Source organism: Arthrobacter sp. TmtSoilC48, assembly GCF_059739425.1.
The window spans coordinates 4379539-4397440 of the sequence record NZ_AP046049.1 but is presented as its reverse complement, the minus strand read 5'-3'; the positions used below and the strand labels follow the sequence as shown (position 1 = coordinate 4397440).

Sequence of the window (17902 nt, the reverse complement as noted above, 5' to 3'; positions counted from 1 at the left end):
CCGTTCCTCGGCCAGCGGGCAGGGCTTCAGCCTATCCTTGCGGGGCAGTCAGCAAGCCGGCCGGTTGAGCACGTCGCTGGACACGCGTTGTTTGAGCAGGGAACCTCCGGGACCCTTGAGTAGCTTCCGGTCCTTCACCATGATTGTTCCGCGGAGCACGGTCATGCTCGGCCACGCCGCAACTTTGTAGCCCTCCCAGGGTGTGTAGTCTGCCTCGTGAAGATCCGAGGCCGTAATTTGGCGTTCCGCACTGGTATCAAGGACTGCCAGGTCAGCGTCGCTGCCAATCGAGATAACGCCCTTCTGTGGATAGAGGCCAAGGATCTTCGCCGCATTCGCAGACGTTATATCGACGAAACGCGTCAGGTCCAGGCCACGCTTTGCGACGCCCTCGGTGTAGGCCACGGCCATCCGCATTTCCACCCCGGCATGGCCTCCGGTGGCGTCGAATATGGTCTTGCCACGCGTTTTGACGTCCAGATCGGTGCACACTCCATCCGTGGCCAGGGTGCTGAGCGAGCCATTGAGCAGCGATTCCCACATCGAGTCACGGTCATCCTCGGACTTCAGAGACGGGTACGTGTGATAAATCGCGCCGTTCTTCTGCCGGTAGTCGTCCGCTGTGAAATAGGCGTAGTGGGGAAGGATCTCTCCGTATACAGCCTGGCCACGTCCGCGGGCCTCGCGAATGGCGTCCACGCCTTCGCGCGCACTAACGTGCATCAGGTAGATGGGTGCACCTACGTGCTGGGCAAGCGTAATCGCCCGCTGAAATGAAAGTTTCTCGGACAGGTTGTTGTGTGCGTGATGCATGTACTCGATGCCGGTTTTGCCCTCCCGCTGCAACTTCTTGTAGGAGTACATGACGATGTCGTCGTCTTCGGCGTGCACAGCGAGCATCGCGCCGGCGGCAGCCGTTTGCTCCATCAGCCCCCACATGTTGCCCAAGTCAGTTTTCTGTTTCGGCCGCGTCGGCGTCGTATTCGTCATCCACACCTTGTAACTGCCGTGGCCGCCTGCCACTGCGTCAGGAATCTGCTCCAAAACTTCGAAGGGAATTTCGGGTTCCTTGAACGTCCCATGCAGCGCGTAATCGGTGTAGGTAGAGCCGGCCCACTCGGCTGACTTCCGCGCGAACGATTCGGACAGTTCGTCACCGGGCTTCCAATGTGCGAAATCAACAAGCGTGGTGGTCCCGCCGTAAATGGCTCCCTCGCTGACGCGGTCCGGTCCGAAGCACATGATGCCGCTCTCGGCAGCGGTTGGAAGGACGGAATTCGTGTGGACGTGTGGGTCCACGCCGCCGGGCACCACGAGCTGACCCTTAAGGTCTACCGTCTCCCGGGCTTCGTCGGGTGCGCCCGCGCCCGGTGCCCGAAGCGAGACGATCTTGCCATCGGAAATACCAATATCCAGCTTGCTGGCTCCGGAGGGCGTGACGACCAACCCATTGGTCAGGAGGAGATCAAACATGGGGGACCTGCGCATTCGTAGTGTCGGGAGTTTCCAAGGAGAAGGGTTCAGTACTGAAATAGCGCGAGGCCAGCGTGACCTTGGCCGAGACACGGGCGTTGACCAGTTGTGAAACGGACACGTCCGCGGCCGCGCTCAGCAGCATCGCGGTCTTTTCCCGCGACCATTGCCTGTCGCTTTGGAGCAGTTCCAGCATGTCGTCCAAGGCGAGCCTTGCCGCCTCATCCAGGGTGTCGCCGTCGCCGATTGTTATGACCGAACCGCCGCTGAGGACCACTGGCCGCTGGATGCCGTCTGCAACTCGAACTGTGGACCCAGGAACAACCGTGCAGGAGAGCCGCACGCTGCCTTCGACCTCGACCGCGGTCAGCGAGCACTCGCCATCCCCCTGCGCCGCGTGCAGGTCGCCGGCGTACAGCATCGCCTCGGCTACTTGGACAGGGATCACGACGGCGGAACCTGCAGTTACGTCCTTGCAATCCATATTGCCGCCATGGATTCCTACGGTGCTGGAGTTCGGGCCGGCACCCACAGATGCCACTCCGATCTTCCCCACCATGGGACGCACAGGAATGGTTGTGTCCTCATCGAACACAACATGGCCATTGGCGATCTCCACTACATGGCCTGCCCGTCCTAGGCCGTCGGTGAACCCGCCGCGTCCTGGCAGCGTCACCATCGCACCGCGATCGTGGATCCTGATTTCGTGGATGTCTATTCGCAAAATATCGCCGGGGTTCACTCCGCGAACGGCAACCGGACCAGTGACAGGGATGGACAGTTTCTCGTACTCCCCGGTCTCCTCGAAGAGGCCACCAGTGAGCAGGCTGCGCGCATCCAGCCAGAAATGCTCGCCCTGATCGACGGTAAGTTCTGGTTTGGCTGCGGACTCGAAGGATAGTGAGGCGTTGCCAAATCCGACGCGCGGCACTTCCTGCAGCGTCTGCGTTTCGTTCATGCGTGCCTCCATTCAGGACGGGTAGACGGGTATTGCCCAGTTCTGGTCTTGGGCGACCTGCCCGATCACGGCCCTACGGTAGAGGTCCTGGAGGCTGCGGGTGAGGTCTCCGGCTGTTCCGTCGCCGATAGTTGTGCGGTCAACCGAGGCAACGTGGTTTACTTCTGCGGCACTGCCGCAGACAAACACTTCGTCAGCTGAGTACAGCTCGGTGCGGTCGATGGGCCGGACGTCGACGTCGAGCCCCAGTTCCGTCCGGGCGAGGTGCAGGACACTGTCCCGGGTGATTCCTTCAAGAATGCTGTCGGTGACGGGGGGAGTGCAGAGCCTCCCTTGGCGGACCATGAAGACGTTGTAACCGGCGCCTTCAGCCACATGTCCGCTTTCGGTAAGAAGCAGCGCGGCGTCATAGCCGTTTCGTTTGGCTTCCAACAGGGCCAGCCTCCCGTTCTGGTAATTGGCAATTGACTTGACCCTGGGCGGCATGGACCGATCGGAGAGGCGGGCCCAACTGCTGATTTGCACATCCAGGCCAGTTGCGCCGAAGTAGTTGCCCATGGGAATGGCTGCCATGAAGACAGTAGAGGGACCCGTGTCTTCCGGCTTGCCATCCTTGGAATCGACGAATACCTGCGCCCGCATATGGAGGTTGCCCCGCAGGTCGTTGGCGCGAATGAGTCCGAGCAGCTGGTCGCCGAGCTGGTCGATGTCCTGTGGGCCCTCGATTTCCACGACCCGCATGGAATCGATCAGTCGCTTCATATGGTCGGCCACCCGGAACGCGTACAGTTGCTGCTCGTCCTCGCTCCAGTACGCGCGGAAGCCCTCAAAGACCCCGACGCCGTACTTCAGTGATGTGCTCAGCACATGAAGGCGGGCATCGGCATAGTCCACCAGCTCACCGTCGTGGAGGAGGTACTTTACTGGCTGGCCGGGAGCTGGCTGCCTGGTGCCAACTGCGGCTGCTGCTTCTTGAAAGTCGTCCATGGTAGGTTCCGTTCCTCATTTATCTGTGCTGGCGGGCATGACAGCCAGCAGCTTCATCTCAAGCGGCACTTGCTCACTATATTGAAGTCACTTCTCGGTGATGTCAATGGTTCCGACTGTCTTGTGGCCGCTTCCAGGGGCACAAGTGGCCACGGAGGGGCAAGCGTGGCAGAATCCGCACTGCAGTTCCTATAAGTGCGCCAATCCGGCGATTTTCCCAAAAAGGAGTGCAATTCGTCACACTTGGCGCTACAGTCAAATTCAATAAAGTGATGAGACTTTGATATGAGGCGCTCGCCCGTCAAGGTCCGAACAGGAGCTGAACATGTACCAGCCATCGGTCCGTAGCCAGGACGATCTTCAATACATTGTGAGTGGGCTCAACGCGAGCACACCTAACAACTCCCTCTCAAACTCCCGCGGACTTCGTGAGGAGGCTCCATGAGCATTCAAGGGCTTCCGCGTACATCGCCCGGCCTCCGCGTCACGGGGTGGGCCCGCCGCGGCCAGAGCCTCCTGATGAACCGGTCGAGCACCATCATGGTCGCAATCGCGGTGACCATCATTGTGGGATTGCCGCTTATGGCCATGGTGGCTCCACTGCCGCACGACCCATTGCGTCCGGATACGGACGCAATCGGTATTGCACCCAACGGGACCCATTGGTTTGGCACTGATGGAAATGGGATGGACATTTTCTCCCGCACCATCGAGGCTGCGAAGCTGGACCTTCCAGTTGCCCTCGCCGCCACGGCACTGTCGCTGGTAGTTGGCGTTCCTTTGGGCCTGTTCGCAACGAGCGGCAAGCTCGGCGATGCCATCATGCGCGTCATTGACGCATTTGCAGCCCTTCCGATCATTGTGATCGCGGTGGTCTCCATCAAGCTGATGGGTGGTGGGGCGACGGACGTGGTCCTTGCGATCGCTATCGTGGCTGCGCCCAGGTTTGTGCGACTTTCCCGCGCTGCGGCGCTGGCACTTCGGTCCGCGCGATATGTGGAGGCTGCCGCAGCGATTGGTTGTTCTCCGATCCGCATCGCCTTCAACCACATCTTCCGCAACGCATATGGCGTGGTCCTGGTGCAGGCAACGCTCACCGCTGCCAACGCGCTCGGAACCATTGCTGCATTGAATTTCCTGGGTGTAGGCGTGAAGCCGCCTACACCCACGTGGGGGGCAATGATCAACGATGGCGTCAGCATGCTGATTCGCGGGGAATGGTGGGCTGCTGCCTTTCCCACGCTTGCCATGCTCCTGGCGATTGGTTCCCTGAACGTGATCGCCGGGGGAATCGAAACCAAGATCGAGCGAGTGGAAAGGGCGCGATGATGACAGGACTTCACGTACAGGACCTCGTCACCGAGTTCCACTCCCGCGGCGGAATAACGCGGGCCCTGCACGGTATCTCCTTCGATGTCGGCGCCAACGAAGTCGTGGGCATCGTGGGTGAGTCGGGATCAGGGAAGTCCACTGTTGTGCGCTCGGTGATCAAGCTGCTGATGCCTCCCGGACGTGTCATGGAAGGTACTGCCGAATTCCACGGCCAGGATCTGATCCGTTTGCCGGAGCGGCAGATTCGCCATATCCGTGGCAGAGAGATCGGCTTCGTGGCGCAGAACCCCTTCAGCGCGTTGAATCCGGTGGTCCGCATCGAGAAGCAGTTCGCAAACATCGCCAAAGCCCACGGGCTGAGGGCGGACGCCGAATTACGTGGCCGGGCGCTCGACTTATTGGCCTCCTCCGGTGTCAACGAACCCGAACGGGTAATGCGTGGCTATGCGCACGAACTCAGCGGCGGTATGGCTCAGCGCGTCGTCATCGCCATGGCGCTGTACCTCAACCCACGTCTGGTTATTGCGGATGAACCGACCACGGCCCTGGACCTCACCGTGCAGCGCCAGGTACTGGACACGCTCACCCGGTTGACGAAAGGGAGTGGACGGTCAATGTTGATCGTCACGCATGACCTTGGAGTGGTGGCCAATTACTGCGATCGCGTCCTGGTGATGTACCGCGGCCGGATTGTTGAACATGGTCCCGTGTCTGAGGTTTTTGTCCATCCGAAGGATCCCTACACCGTGTCCTTGCTTGACTCAGTGGTGCAGCCGAAGGCCGCTGCGCCCGGCAAAGCAGAGCCGGAGGCCGGGAGGCCCGCCAGCGCGCAGCCGAAAACTTCCGACACAACGAATCCCACCGTTCTCTCTCCATCCAGGAGTGCCTAACCATGCCCATCATCGAACTGAAGGATGTCAGGAAAACGTTCCGAAGCCCCCAAGGGCAACTCGTCACTGCGGTGGACGGAGTCTCATTGGCCGTCGAACGGGGCGAAACCTTGGGAATCATTGGCGAGAGCGGCTCCGGCAAGTCCACACTGGGCCGCCTGATTCTCAGGCTCATTGAAGCCGATTCGGGCACGATCCTCCTGGAGGGCGAGGACATCCGGGACTTGTCGAAAGCGCAGCTAAGAAAACGACGCCGGCGCTGGCAGATTGTGTTCCAGGAGCCTTTCGCGTCCCTGAACCCGCGTTTGACGATCCGCCAAATCGTCGAAGAGCCGCTGATCGTTGCGAAGACATATGGCTCCCGGGCCGAACGTCTGCGCCGTGTCACGGACACGCTCGAAGAGGTGGGGTTGTCGCAGGATTTCCTCGGCAGGCGTCCCGCCAACCTCAGTGGTGGGCAACAGCAACGGGTGGGCATTGCCCGCTGCCTCGTGACTGACCCGACGCTGGTGGTCCTGGATGAACCGACGTCCTCGCTGGACCTGACCATCCGGGCATCCATCCTGCGCATGTTGGCCAAGCTCCAGGTGGCAAGGGGCCTGACCTATGTCTTCGTTTCCCACGACATTGATACAGTCCGTCACTTTTGTACCAGCGTGGCTGTCATGCACCGCGGACGGTTCGTTGAAACAGGTTCCACGGATGACGTTCTTTCCAATCCCCAGGAGCCCTACACGCAGGCCCTGATGTCCGCGGCAATGCCTCCCATTCCCTACAACCCAGGAGCCAAGGAGGCCATGGCATGATCCGGTACATCCTCTCCCGTATTGTTATTGCCCTTTTACTCCTGTTGGGACTCATTACCCTGAGCTTTGGATTGGTTTCCCTGCTCCCCGGTAACCCGGCCGTGGCGCTATTGGGTGAGTACGCTACTGAAACCGATATTGCCCGGATCAATAGCCAGCTCGGTTTGGACAAGCCTTTTTGGGACCGCTACTTCGATTACATTGGCCGGACGTTGAGCGGAGATCTGGGAAATTCCTTCTTCACCGGAAGCTCGGTTTCCAGCGAGATCTGGACGCGGTTGCCCAACACGCTTGTCTATCTGGTGCCTGGGCTGGTGCTGGCCCTGCTCATTGGAATGGGAATGGGTACCCTTGCGGCCTACCGATATGGGCGCGTGGCAGACAAGGCATTCACTGCAGGGGTCTCCGTCCTCATGGCCATGCCGGAGTTTGTCCTGGCGCTCCTTCTTCTCTTTATCTTCTATCAGCAACTCCATCTGGCCCCCGCACCCTTGGGCATGCTTTCCAGCTCCGATATCCCGCCACCTAAAGTCACGGGATCTTTGGCGCTGGATGCGATGCTCGCCGGGCAATGGGGGACGATGCAATCCATCCTCAGCAGGGCAGTGCTGCCGATTATCACCATGGGCTTGTTTTTTGCGGCTCCCTTTGGAAAGACCGTCAGGACCGGTCTCCTCCAAGTCCTCAACTCACCGCAGATCGAATTTGCGAGGGCCTGCGGACTGAAGCCGCTGCAGGTGTTCCGCTACGCCCTCAGCGACGTGAGGGGAGCCTTGATGACCTACATGGTGCTGTTGTTTGCCGCCGCGTTGAGCGGTGCGGCAATTGTGGAAAGTGTCTTCTCCTGGCCAGGTGTTGGTGGCTGGTCATTGGACGGGGTGCTTAAGGGCGACGTACCCGTCATACAGGGGTTTGTGCTGATCATGGGTGCTACCAGCCTCCTTGGTTACGTGCTGTTGGACACCCTGATTACGCTGCTGGATCCCAGGACACGCAACAACGTAAAAAGTGGCGTTAGGCGTCCCTCGAAACCGGCCCCTGCTGCAGAGCCGGTCGTAGAGCCTGCCGTGCAGCAGGGTTAGGCGCCCAAAGAAAATCCTTGACAAACCATCCAGATTCAATAGATTGAAGATATGTTCACTTCATTGCATGCAGACAAGTTGACGGTCCTTGGCGGGAACATCCCGCTCGACGGCCGCGTGAGCTGGGTTCCGCAAGGTGCAACAGGCTTCCAGCCGTCGAACGCCTACCTCCTGGCCGAAGGAACCTCCAGCCTTTTGGTTGATTCAGGTTTGGCTGTCCACGGCGAAGAGATCCTTGACGACCTGGCGGAGCTCATTGGTGAAGGCGGGGGAGTATCCATCTTCTTCACCCGAAGCGAGATGGACTGTGTGTCCAACCTCGAACGGATCGCCGGGCGGTTCGACATCGAGCGGCTCTTCACTGGCGGGGTGATCAACCCCTTCGATGCCTTCGATGACCTGAGCAGGATGGCACTGCGCGGGAGGCGCCACCAGATCGACGCGCACAGAACCGAAGAAGGTGACTCCCTGGCCAGGGCTGCCGAGATCCAGATAGCACCCGGCCGCGTGCTCCAGGTGGAATCGCCCCTCCTGCGCCTCCTTCCCACCTTCTGGGGTTGGGACCAGGAAACGGGCACGCTGTTCACCTCGGATACCTTCACGCACGGCGTTATGGACCGGCCCGACGGCCAGCGCATTATCGACTCCACAGTGGAGGACACCACCACGGTGGAACAGGTGGCCGGGCACCTGTATGCGAAGTACGAGTGGATCCCGCGCTCCACGTGCGAGCCCCTGAGGGAGTGGCTCCAGGACAAGTTCGACACCTTGGATCCAGAGATCATCGCACCCTCCCGCGGCTGCGTTCTCAAGGGACGCGACGTGGTTCGCCGGCACCTCGATTTCATGCTCGACGCGCTAACCCCGCAGTTGGTTTAGGAGAGAATAATGGAAGAACAACTCGTAGAGACTATGAGTAGCGACCTCCCACGCAGCGTCGCGAAGGGCGTCACGTGGATGAGTTCCTGCCTCCCGTTCCACCTGGCCGACCGCGTGATCCACGGCCATAACTCCACCTACCTGGTCCAGGGCGAACACTCGTCCATCCTGGTCGATACCGGTAACCCGTCCAGTTGGCCAATCATTTCAAGCACTCTGGATGAGCTGCTGGATGGACGGGAGCTGACCTACGTCTTCCCCACGCACCCTGAGCTTCCGCACACCGGAAACCTGCCAAGGCTCGTGGAGAAGTATCCGAACATCCAGGTGGTGGGTGACATTCGCGACTACCACTTGTTTTACCCGCAGATCGTTCCGAATCTCCACGCAAAGGTGCCCGGGGACAAGGTGGATCTTGGTGGGCAGGAGTTTGTGGTGGTGGAAGCCCTCATCCGGGACTTGCCCAACACCCAATGGGGATTCGCGCCTGGAGCCGGCGTCCTCTTCACCGCCGACGGTTTCTGTTACATGCACCGCCCCGAACTCGACGACGAAGACCCGGTACACCTCCCGGGCGAATGCGGTTTGACCACCGGCGAACTGCAGGTTCCCATCGCCGTCGAGAATGCGGCCTTCTTCACCGGAAGTGCCCTTTATTGGGCACGCTTCGCAAATGACGCAGACGCAGTATATGACCGCGTCCTTCACCTTATTGATGAACTCGGCGTCACATCCGTGGCCCCAACCCACGGCAATTTCATTAGCAACATCCGCGATGTGGAGCCCATCATCCGGGCCGGCCACAAGCGGGCATACCGCTACGAGACTGCACAGCCGTAGCTTCCCCCCAATAAACGGAGCCACCTTCATGAAAAGTCTGCGTTTGCTCACCGGAGGCGCTGCAATAGCCCTCACCACAAGCCTTGTTGCCTGCGGGGGTCCAGCCCCGCAAACTGCAGCTACCAAATCCATTGAAAACGTTGTTGTTGCTGTGGGCGCCCTGCCTGACAGCCTGACGCCCGCACCGTGGGGCGGCAGCGCCTCCCACGTGGTGCTGAGTGGACTCGGCTCGCAACTCCTTGAATACAAGGTTGGAACAAGCGACGGAAAGTCTTGCCCCGCGCCGTCCACAGAGGTATCTGGCAGGCTGGCCGAAAGCGCCAAACCAAGCCCCGACGGAACGGGCGTGATAGTCACCCTTCGCAAGCTCACCAGTCAGTTTGGAAACACACTGTCGGCCGAGGATGTCCGATGGAGCTTCGACATCGGCATGAAGCGTCAGCCGGTTATGAAGGGGACGCTGAAGAGCAGCGGCTTCAACGTTGACAATCTGGTCAAGGTGATCGACGAGCGCACCTTCCAGTTGAACACCACCGGACTTACCTCTTACACAGAAGAATCATTGCAAAACAACCTCTTCTACATCCACGACAGCACCGAGGCAAAGAAGCATGCCACGGCGGATGACCCCACCGCCAACGCCTGGCTTTCCAAGAACCTCGCCGACTACAGCGGCTGGAAGCTGGAAGAGTTTACTCCCGGAGCTTCCCTGACGGTGACGGCCGATCCTCAGTGGGAGGGCACTCGCGGAACGGTTAAGCGCGTGTCCGTCAAGGCTGTCCAGAGCACCGCTACCCGCAGCCAGTTGGTGGAAACCGGCGAAGTGCAGGTAGCCAATGGGTTTGAATACGACCAGTACAAGTCACTGGAGAAGTCTCCCGGCGTGACTGTCCTGAACTGCCCCAGCCAGACCCGAGACACCATGATGATCAACACGAAGACCGGTCCGCTTGCCGACCCCAAGGTTCGGCACGCAGTCTCCATGGCCATCGACCGCGAGGCGCTGATCAAGGGTGCGTACGCCGGATTTGGTGAACCCGCAGGTTCAATCTTCCCCAATGTCGGGGACTCCCCGATCTACAAGTTCAACAAGGACGAGGCCAGGAAGCTGCTCACCGAAGCCGGATATGGCAATGGTTTCCCGATGACCCTTAGTTACAGCGTTACGCGTCCTGGACCCGTAGCCGCAAAGTCTGCGGTCCTGATCCAGTCCATGCTCAAGGAAGTCGGCATCGACGTCCAATTGCAGAATGTGGCCAGCTCCACCGACTTCTCGACGGCGCTCATCGATGGCCGGTACCAGGCGGTGCTGTACTCGGAGCCGATCGTCATTGCCGATCCCGCCTTCTACAGCTACGCGTTCTACGGCACGGCCGCTCCCAGCAACAGCACCGGGTGGTCCAACCCGGAGTTCGATAAGGCACGCAGCGAACTCGCGGCCACTCCGGACCAGGAAACGGAAAAGCGCGATGGCCTCCTGAAGAAGATGGCCGGGCTGGTGGACGAGGGCGCAGCCATTCTGTCGCTCGTTGAAACCAGGGGAGTGCTGGTCACCAGGGACGGTCTCACGGGTGCGGTTCCACTGACCAACGGCCAAATCTACTTCAATTCCCTGGGCCGCTAGGCCGCCGGTAGCTACGAGTGATGCCGGCCGGTCGCCGTCGAAACCCGGCCGGCATCACCCTACAGAAGGAAGACTTCGATGATTGAAATCTGCGGAAAGCAGGTCCGCGACACCCTGCAGGAGTTACTGGATCCGGCCACTACGGCCCTTGTGGTTATCGATATGCAGGAAGGAGCCGTCTACGCCGGCGGCGCCATCGGCGATTCCGGCCACGACCTGAGCATGATGCCTGCCGTGGCCAAGAACTGCGGCAGGGCAATTGAGTCTGCGCGGAAGAATGGCGTGCCGATCTTCCACATCCGGGTCGAAAACCTTCCCGACGGCGCCAGCTCGCCCGCCGCTTGGCTGCGGGCTTTGTACACGGCTGCCAACGGGCGGCCGATCGATCTTGGGAGGCTCAGCCTCAAGGGCGATCCGGCCACGGAATTCTGCGCCGAGTGCATGCCTGAAGAAGGCGAAGTCGTCATCACCAAGCGCCGCCCCAGCGCATTCGTGGGCACGGAATTGGCGCTCCTGCTACGGAGCCAGGGCATCGAATCAGTCGCTTTGGTAGGCGTCTCTACAGGCGGTTGCGTCGAGGCCACGCTGCGGGACGCGGTTCATAACGACTTCTATGCAGTCCTGATCGAGGACGCCGTGGGCGCCTACGACACCGTGATCCACGACGCTGCGCTGACTGTCATGAGGGCCCGCCACGATGTCTGCACGCTGGACCAAGCCATTGAGGTGTGGGATTCGGCCCGCGCCAGCTCCTGATTCGACCGACGGAACCACGGAGAGGAGAAGCCGTTGAATCCACGTACAGCCCAACGGGCGGCGGTCACCGGCGCCCACAGCCTCATCGGAGACCGCATTTATCGTTTGGGAGCAAATATCGTCCTGGATGAAAACGTCAGCTGGTGCCCGCCCGGCACCCGAACCACCCAGGCTGTCAATTGCTACCTCATTAAGGGAGACAACGGCTCGGTGCTGGTGGATACGGGTATCCGGCTTCATGAGGCAGACATCATCCGGCAGCTGGACTCTCTCCTGGAACAAGGGGAACCACTGGTTGTGGTGCTGACACGAACGGAAATGGAATGTTGCCTGAACCTTCCGGCCATCGAAGCACGGTTCAATGTCGAATCGGTCTGGTACACCGGGGGAATTACGGTGCCGAGGATGGCTGCATCACCGCAGCGCATCATGGTCAATCCTGGAACCTCCCGTGAAGTGGAGGTTATGGACGGCCTGACGTTGGAGTTCGTATCGCCGTTGATGCGGCTGCTGCCAACACTTTGGATCTTCGATCCAGTCTCCAAGGTGCTCCTGACCTCGGACGCATTCACGCATCGCTCCCCAGACAGCTCCGTGGGGAGCTCCCCGGCGGCGGGACTGCATAAGTTCCAGTGGTTTGCCCAGGCGGATACGAGGGACATTGGGCGGGACGTTGAAGAAGTAATCCTTCGGCGGCAGGTTGAGGCGATCGGACCCGGGTACGGCGAACCCATCGTTGGCGCTAGCGAATCTGCCGCCGAGGCCGCCATCCTGGCCGAGGCGATCAGGAAGGTAGGTAGCCAGTGAGTGTCGAGGTTTCGGGCGGGGAGTCCACCAAGGGTCGCGTCATCGCAGAGGGTGTGCATTGGCTGGGCGGTTGCCTGTCCGCCAGCGCCGAGGGACAGGAAGTCCACTACCACGTCTCGTCTTATCTGGTGATGGGCTCCGAAGCATCCATCCTGGTGGACACGGGAGATCCCGCGCACAGGGATACGGTCCTGGCCGAACTGGAGAATGCCCTTGGAAGCAGATCGCTGGACTACGTCTTCCCGACGCATCCGGAAATCCCGCATGCTGGTAATCTTCCCGTTCTGTTGGAGCGTTATCCCTCGGCTGTCGTAGTTGGGGACGTTCGTGATTATGCACTCCATTTCCCCGAGTATGCAGACCGTCTGACGGCCAGGCGTGCTGGGGAGTCGATTGATCTGGGGGACAGGGAGTTCCATTTCCTTCCGGCTTACATCCGCGACCTGGAGAACACTCTCTGGGGCTACGACTCCGGTGCGGGGATCATGTTTGTTTCCGATGGCTTTTCCTATATCCACGACATACCGGGACCGGATGAGGACGACGAACCCGTGCATCTGCCAGGGCAGTGCCGCTTGCTCTCATCTGAGATGCCGGAACCGCCGTCCGTGGAGCAGGCGGCGTATGGCACGGGCCGTGCGCTGTACTGGACCAAATTCGTTGATGTCGGCAGAGCGTTCCGAAGCATCGAGGAATCCTTGGAAAACTACCCAGCCACCTTGATAGGGCCCGCCCACGGAAACGTCATTGATGACGTTCAGGGCATGCTCAAGACATCGCTGGCGGCCCACCGCAAGGTTTACGAAGGACGGCGGCTCTAAATGAACTCCCGTCACCATGAACAGCAAGGAGAGAGTCAATGCGGGACCTGATTGGATATGGGGAGAATCCCCCGATTGTCACTTGGCCTCACGGTGCCAAGGTTGCCGTCTCCTTGGTGCTGAACTACGAGGAAGGCGCTGAAAGTTCCATCGAAGCAGGAGATGAGCGGGACGAGGACGTTTCCATCTTTGGCGGATGGTCCTCTGACCCCTCGCGGCGCAGCCTTATGAAGGAGTCCTTCTTCGAATACGGCAGCCGCGTCGGCATTTGGCGATACCTGGGCATGTTCAGGGAGTACAACGTTCCAGCAACCGTTATGGCCTGTGGAGCTGCCCTTGAACGGAATCCGGACGCGGCCGTTGCTATTGTCCGGGATGGTCATGAGATCTGCGCCCACGGCTACAAGTGGCGCGGAACGGTGGGAATGGAGCCGGATGAAGAACGGCAGGAAATCCGGAAGTCCTTGGCCGCCGTCGAGGCCGTGTCCGGAGTGCGGCCGGTGGGTTGGTATGTCCGTGAGGGCATCACCGAGAACACCCGGACCATCCTGGCCGAGGAAGGCGTTCTTTACGATTCCAATTCCTACGCAGACGATCTTCCCTACTATGTGAAGGCCGGCACGCACAATCACTTGGTGGTGCCATACTCGGGTGACACGAACGATGCCCGCTTCTGGGGCAACGGGAGCCTGGGCACCGCGGAGGATTTCTTCAACGTGTTGAGGGACTCTCTGGACTGCCTGCTGATTGAAGGCGAAACCGTGCCCAAGATGATGTCAGTCGGGCTGCATTTGAGGATTGGCGGGCGGCCCAGCGTTGCCCACGGAGTGCGCCGTTTTCTTGAGTACGCCTTTGCCAAAGAGGGAGTCTGGTTCGCCACCCGTGAGGAGATTGCGCGGTGGTGGATGGAGCACCCGCCCGTGGAGGTAAACGCCAGACCGGCCGAGGCTGCTTTCGAGGGGGCGGCGTGATGGGAACGGGTGACGGGCAAACAGCCACAGTCAACATCGATCGGCTGGTGCACAACGTCCATGAGCAAGGCTTTACTGCCTTGGACAAGGTAGGACTCAACGGTCAGCGCGACCAAGGCCTGGTCAGCACACTCATCTCCCGGGACCTCAGCGGTTCAGATGATTTGTGCGTCAGCTGGGGCCGGATCCTTCCCGGCCAGCACCACCTGTGCCACCATCACCCGGACGCATCAGAGTTCTATGTTGTCGTCAGCGGGACCCCGATTGTCCATCTTGGCGACCTCACCTACCGGGCAAAACCGGGCGATGGCATCTACATCCCCCGCGGGACTACCCACGGACTCACCAACGACGGTTCGGAAAATGTGGATCTCGTAGTTGGTGTGAGCAAGCCTGCTGACTGGCAATTCGTCCCGGATGAGTGAAGTCTCCAGCGGACGGCAAGGCCAGATCCATTCGTCATCATCACTTTCAGGAGGACCACACGTGAACCAGGAACAGCCTCCGGTCCTGAAACGCAGCGTTGGCATCATCACCGCCGACCCCACCCCTACTTTGCTGGCACTCCTCGCGCACGCCGGGGTGGACTTCCTTGTCCTGGACGCTGAACAGACGGGGATTTCCGTCCGGCAATGCCGTGATGCAGTGCAACGGCTGGCTGGCTCCGGGGTGCACGTGGCAGTGCGGGTACCGGACTTGGAACCGAACACACTGGTGGCCTTCGCGAACACCGGGGTAGACGAGATAGTCCTTCCGCAGCTGCGCACGGTGGACCAACTCGAACGGGCTTACGAGGCTACGAGGTACGCCCCCGTGGGTTCACGTCCCCACCAAGTCACGCCCGCTTCGTCCTTTGGGTTGGACTATTCCTTCTCTCCCTTGTTGACCGTGTTGTTCGAGACGGCAGAAGCTGTGGAACGGGTCAAGGAGTTCGTTGACAGTGACGCTTTTGCCGGAGGGTGGGTGGGCCCGACTGACCTGGGCACGGATCTGCGTCGACATGGGGAAGAGCGCCCCGAAGCCTTGCAGGAAGCCATCCAGCATGTGGTCGACATTGTTGCAGGGGCTGGCTACAGCATTGGAGTTCCTGCGCCCGCAATGGCCGCAGCGGCGACTGTTTTCAGCCGTGGCGCTGACCGTTGTGCCGTCTATTGGGAGAAAGAGGTTGCTTCCATGCTTACCGGTTACGCCGGGTTGCGGGCGGCGTGAGCAACCTTGCCAAGGACGCATCCGCCGTCGAAACCGTTGCCTTCAAAAAGGCATCCAAGCGAAATCATCTTCGATATACTGACGCAAAACCGAGGACTAATGAAGGAGTCGTCGTGGACGGTACAGACACAGCACAAGGCGAAGTAACCGAGTCCCTGGAACGCGACTTCTGGATTGCCCATCTCGGGGCCATGATCAAACAGCAGCGCCTCGGCCGTTTCACGGTGGAGGAGCTTGCTGAACGCGCAGGCGTCAGCGCGGGACTCATTAGCCAGATCGAGCGCGGAATCGGTAATCCTTCCTTTGCGACGCTGCTTCGTTTGGCAAACTCGCTGGACCTTCCGTTGGCAAGCATGTTCATGGACCCGAATGAGGGCCAGGACCACATGCTGGTACGCCGGGCCGATCGGCGACGCATCGAAATTCCTTCCCAGGGCATCATCATGGAGCTGATCGTTCCGGATTCGGAGCGCAAGCTCGGCGTCATCAGCATGACCATTCCAGCCAACTTCGAGGGCGCACACGTTCCGCACTCCCACGAGGGCGAGGAATGTGTCATCCTGCAGGCCGGCACTCTGGTGGCGACCATCGGTGGCCAGGATTTCGTGCTGGAAGCCGGCGACAGCCTGACGTACGACGCTTCCTTGCCACATTGGTGGAGCAACCAAACGAATTCGGCCGCAGTCATGCTCGCGATCTCGACGCCGCCCTCTCTCGGCAAAGCGCACTAAACGTGGGCACTCCCGGCCCGAAGACCAGGCTTGGCATCCTGGTGCCGTCGAGCAATTCGAATGCGGAAACCCTCACAGCATCGATCCTTGCGGAACAGCCCGATCTTGGAGTGCACTACAGCCGCTTCCGTCTGCCTCCCCGGCTTGATGATCCAGTTGACCTGGGAGTCCTCGGAGAGGCTCCTTCCCTGTTGAATGACGCCGAGCTGCAAGCCATCGCCTTCCACGGTACATCCGGTTCCTGGACGGGCATCGCAGGCGATCAGGGACTTTGTGCCGGACTTGAGTCCGTGTGCGGCGCGCCCGCAACCACCGCATCCGTGGCCGTCGTCGAGGCCCTTGCAGTCTTGAAGGCGACGCGCGTCGGCCTCGTTTTTCCAGGGCCCGACTCTATTGCAGCCCTGATTCAGGAGGAGTACGCGGCCCACGGCATTGACGTCACGGGTATTTCGGTTCCGGAGGTGGTGATGACCAACCCGGAAATAGCCCGACTGGACAAGTCCGGAGTCGTGGGCCTGATGAGGCCGGCCTTCACTGCGGACATGGATGCCGTGGTGTGCATCGGAACCAACCTTCGCTCGGGATACTTCGTCGCCGGCCTTGAGCAGGAGTTCGGCATTCCCGTAGTCGACAGTGCCATCGCGACTCTTTGGCACCTGCTCCGCATTGCCGGGGTGGCCCGGCCGATCCCGGGATGGGGAGCGCTCCTGGCTTTGGAGTAGAAGCGGCTGGCCCTGAATGGAAGTGGCCCGAGGGCAGCTTCCCGGAGGCCCTATGACGTGCCCTGCAACGCCGGTGACCCGCCGCCGTCGTGTGTTCAGCGGTCGTCTGCTCCGCCCGCCGTAACGTCCAGCCAGGCATTGACGATGTCCATGCGTGTCGCGAACCAGGCATCCTTCTGGCGTGCGTGGGAGATGAATCGCTCGAGCGCCACTGCGTACGCCGGCCGTCCAATGAGCCGGGGGTGTAGTCCGACGCTCATCACGGAGGGGCCGCCGCGGGGATCTTCGAGCAGCATGTCCAATGCGGCGGTGAGGTGGTTGCCGAACGCTGTCGCGGTGGGGAATTGCTTGAACAGCCCGGAATCGTTGGTATCACCCGCGTACGGCAGGACTGGAAGGCGCGGATTTCCTTGGCCACTGCCCCAATGCGGCAGGTCGTCATTGAAACTGTTCGATTCGTACGCGAACCCGTTGGTAGCGAGAGCCTGTCGGGTCCCCGGTTTGAGTCCATCCCGCGAGTACCAACTCGTGGGGACGTGGCCTGTACTCTCCATAATCGCGTCCCTGGACGCGACAATCAGGCGCTGCTCCACGTCGTCGTCGAGGTCTGTGTGCGTGTCCCACTGGTACCCGTGATCTGCGATCTCATGACCGTCGCGAACCAACGCTGCAGCAATTGGAGGGTTGAGCTGCAACGCTGCGGCACAGCAGAAGGCGGTCGCTTGGACTCCGTGTTTCCGCAGGATCCTCAGCAAGCGCCAGATGCCGGCCCTGGAGCCGTATTCGAAGGCCGATTCCAGGTCGATGTTGCGCACTGCTGCTGGCTGGGCGGGAATCCAGTGTGCCGCCAGGTCGTCCGCCTTGTCGCCGCGGGCGATGCTGCGCTCAGCGCCCTCTTCCACATTGATCACGAGGGAAACTGCCACCCTGGCATTGCCCGGCCAGCGGAACTCTGGCGGCGTTTCGCCATATCCGACGAAATCCCGCTGCTTGGGTGGCTGTGCCATTGGCTTC

Annotated in this window: 19 protein-coding genes; 15 read left to right on the top strand and 4 right to left on the bottom strand. The window is 60.6% G+C overall.

Annotated features, from left to right (window positions below; all coding sequences use genetic code 11):
- Positions 1 to 48: 48 nt before the first annotated feature.
- The 3 genes from AC6I97_RS20200 to AC6I97_RS20190 are packed head-to-tail and all read right to left on the bottom strand — an operon-like array spanning position 49 to position 3418.
- Entirely contained in the window at positions 49 to 1473 is a 1425-nt protein-coding gene (locus tag AC6I97_RS20200; protein WP_224166482.1) for an amidohydrolase family protein, read from the bottom strand.
- Positions 1466 to 2431 carry an acetamidase/formamidase family protein gene (locus AC6I97_RS20195; protein ID WP_497946403.1) on the bottom strand — a complete coding sequence of 322 codons (966 nt, stop codon included), beginning with the start codon at positions 2429 to 2431 and terminating at the stop codon, positions 1466 to 1468. The genes AC6I97_RS20200 and AC6I97_RS20195 overlap by 8 nt, the downstream gene beginning before the upstream one ends.
- A 12-nt stretch (positions 2432 to 2443) precedes the next feature.
- Positions 2444 to 3418: a branched-chain amino acid transaminase gene (locus tag AC6I97_RS20190; RefSeq protein WP_497946402.1), complete on the bottom strand. Its 975-nt coding sequence runs from the start codon at positions 3416 to 3418 to the stop codon at positions 2444 to 2446.
- A gap of 441 nt (positions 3419 to 3859) precedes the next feature.
- Here AC6I97_RS20190 and AC6I97_RS20185 point away from each other — a divergent pair, with 441 nt between their 5' ends.
- The 15 genes from AC6I97_RS20185 (at position 3860) to AC6I97_RS20115 (ending at position 16888) form a co-directional block, all read left to right on the top strand.
- Positions 3860 to 4747 carry an ABC transporter permease gene (locus AC6I97_RS20185; protein ID WP_224094439.1) on the top strand — a complete coding sequence of 296 codons (888 nt, stop codon included), beginning with the start codon at positions 3860 to 3862 and terminating at the stop codon, positions 4745 to 4747.
- On the top strand, positions 4744 to 5640 hold the full coding sequence (locus tag AC6I97_RS20180; protein WP_497946400.1) for an ABC transporter ATP-binding protein: 897 nt from the start codon (positions 4744 to 4746) through the stop codon (positions 5638 to 5640). The genes AC6I97_RS20185 and AC6I97_RS20180 overlap by 4 nt, the downstream gene beginning before the upstream one ends.
- A 2-nt stretch (positions 5641 to 5642) precedes the next feature.
- Positions 5643 to 6446 carry an ATP-binding cassette domain-containing protein gene (locus AC6I97_RS20175; protein WP_224094441.1) on the top strand — a complete coding sequence of 268 codons (804 nt, stop codon included), beginning with the start codon at positions 5643 to 5645 and terminating at the stop codon, positions 6444 to 6446.
- Complete coding sequence (locus AC6I97_RS20170) at positions 6443 to 7528, top strand: ABC transporter permease (RefSeq protein WP_309931005.1); 1086 nt, start codon at positions 6443 to 6445, stop codon at positions 7526 to 7528. Before AC6I97_RS20175 ends, AC6I97_RS20170 begins: the two co-directional genes overlap by 4 nt.
- A 51-nt stretch (positions 7529 to 7579) precedes the next feature.
- Complete coding sequence (locus AC6I97_RS20165; protein ID WP_497946397.1) at positions 7580 to 8407, top strand: MBL fold metallo-hydrolase; 828 nt, start codon at positions 7580 to 7582, stop codon at positions 8405 to 8407.
- A 9-nt stretch (positions 8408 to 8416) separates the two neighbouring features.
- Positions 8417 to 9247, top strand: coding sequence for an MBL fold metallo-hydrolase (locus AC6I97_RS20160; protein WP_224094444.1), 831 nt, complete (start codon positions 8417 to 8419; stop codon positions 9245 to 9247).
- A 28-nt stretch (positions 9248 to 9275) separates the two neighbouring features.
- Positions 9276 to 10871: an ABC transporter substrate-binding protein gene (locus tag AC6I97_RS20155; protein WP_224166488.1), complete on the top strand. Its 1596-nt coding sequence runs from the start codon at positions 9276 to 9278 to the stop codon at positions 10869 to 10871.
- A 78-nt stretch (positions 10872 to 10949) separates the two neighbouring features.
- The gene (locus tag AC6I97_RS20150; RefSeq protein WP_224166489.1) at positions 10950 to 11627 is read left to right on the top strand and encodes a cysteine hydrolase family protein; all 678 of its coding nucleotides are present in this window, start codon (positions 10950 to 10952) and stop codon (positions 11625 to 11627) included.
- Between the two features lie 33 nt (positions 11628 to 11660).
- Complete coding sequence (locus AC6I97_RS20145; protein WP_497946391.1) at positions 11661 to 12434, top strand: MBL fold metallo-hydrolase; 774 nt, start codon at positions 11661 to 11663, stop codon at positions 12432 to 12434.
- Positions 12431 to 13255 carry an MBL fold metallo-hydrolase gene (locus AC6I97_RS20140; protein WP_497946388.1) on the top strand — a complete coding sequence of 275 codons (825 nt, stop codon included), beginning with the start codon at positions 12431 to 12433 and terminating at the stop codon, positions 13253 to 13255. Before AC6I97_RS20145 ends, AC6I97_RS20140 begins: the two co-directional genes overlap by 4 nt.
- Positions 13256 to 13293: 38 nt before the next feature.
- The gene (locus AC6I97_RS20135) at positions 13294 to 14226 is read left to right on the top strand and encodes a polysaccharide deacetylase family protein (RefSeq protein WP_497946386.1); all 933 of its coding nucleotides are present in this window, start codon (positions 13294 to 13296) and stop codon (positions 14224 to 14226) included.
- Positions 14226 to 14651 carry a cupin domain-containing protein gene (locus tag AC6I97_RS20130; protein ID WP_224167457.1) on the top strand — a complete coding sequence of 142 codons (426 nt, stop codon included), beginning with the start codon at positions 14226 to 14228 and terminating at the stop codon, positions 14649 to 14651. The genes AC6I97_RS20135 and AC6I97_RS20130 overlap by 1 nt, the downstream gene beginning before the upstream one ends.
- Positions 14652 to 14712: 61 nt before the next feature.
- Positions 14713 to 15435, top strand: coding sequence for an aldolase/citrate lyase family protein (locus tag AC6I97_RS20125; RefSeq protein WP_309931018.1), 723 nt, complete (start codon positions 14713 to 14715; stop codon positions 15433 to 15435).
- 113 nt (positions 15436 to 15548) lie between these two features.
- The gene (locus AC6I97_RS20120) at positions 15549 to 16166 is read left to right on the top strand and encodes a cupin domain-containing protein (protein WP_224094454.1); all 618 of its coding nucleotides are present in this window, start codon (positions 15549 to 15551) and stop codon (positions 16164 to 16166) included.
- Between the two features lie 2 nt (positions 16167 to 16168).
- Entirely contained in the window at positions 16169 to 16888 is a 720-nt protein-coding gene (locus AC6I97_RS20115; protein ID WP_309931020.1) for a maleate cis-trans isomerase family protein, read from the top strand.
- A 95-nt stretch (positions 16889 to 16983) separates the two neighbouring features.
- On the opposite strand, the gene AC6I97_RS20110 is transcribed toward AC6I97_RS20115, so the two are convergent.
- On the bottom strand, positions 16984 to 17895 hold the full coding sequence (locus AC6I97_RS20110; RefSeq protein WP_497946382.1) for a polysaccharide deacetylase family protein: 912 nt from the start codon (positions 17893 to 17895) through the stop codon (positions 16984 to 16986).
- Positions 17896 to 17902 lie beyond the last annotated feature (7 nt).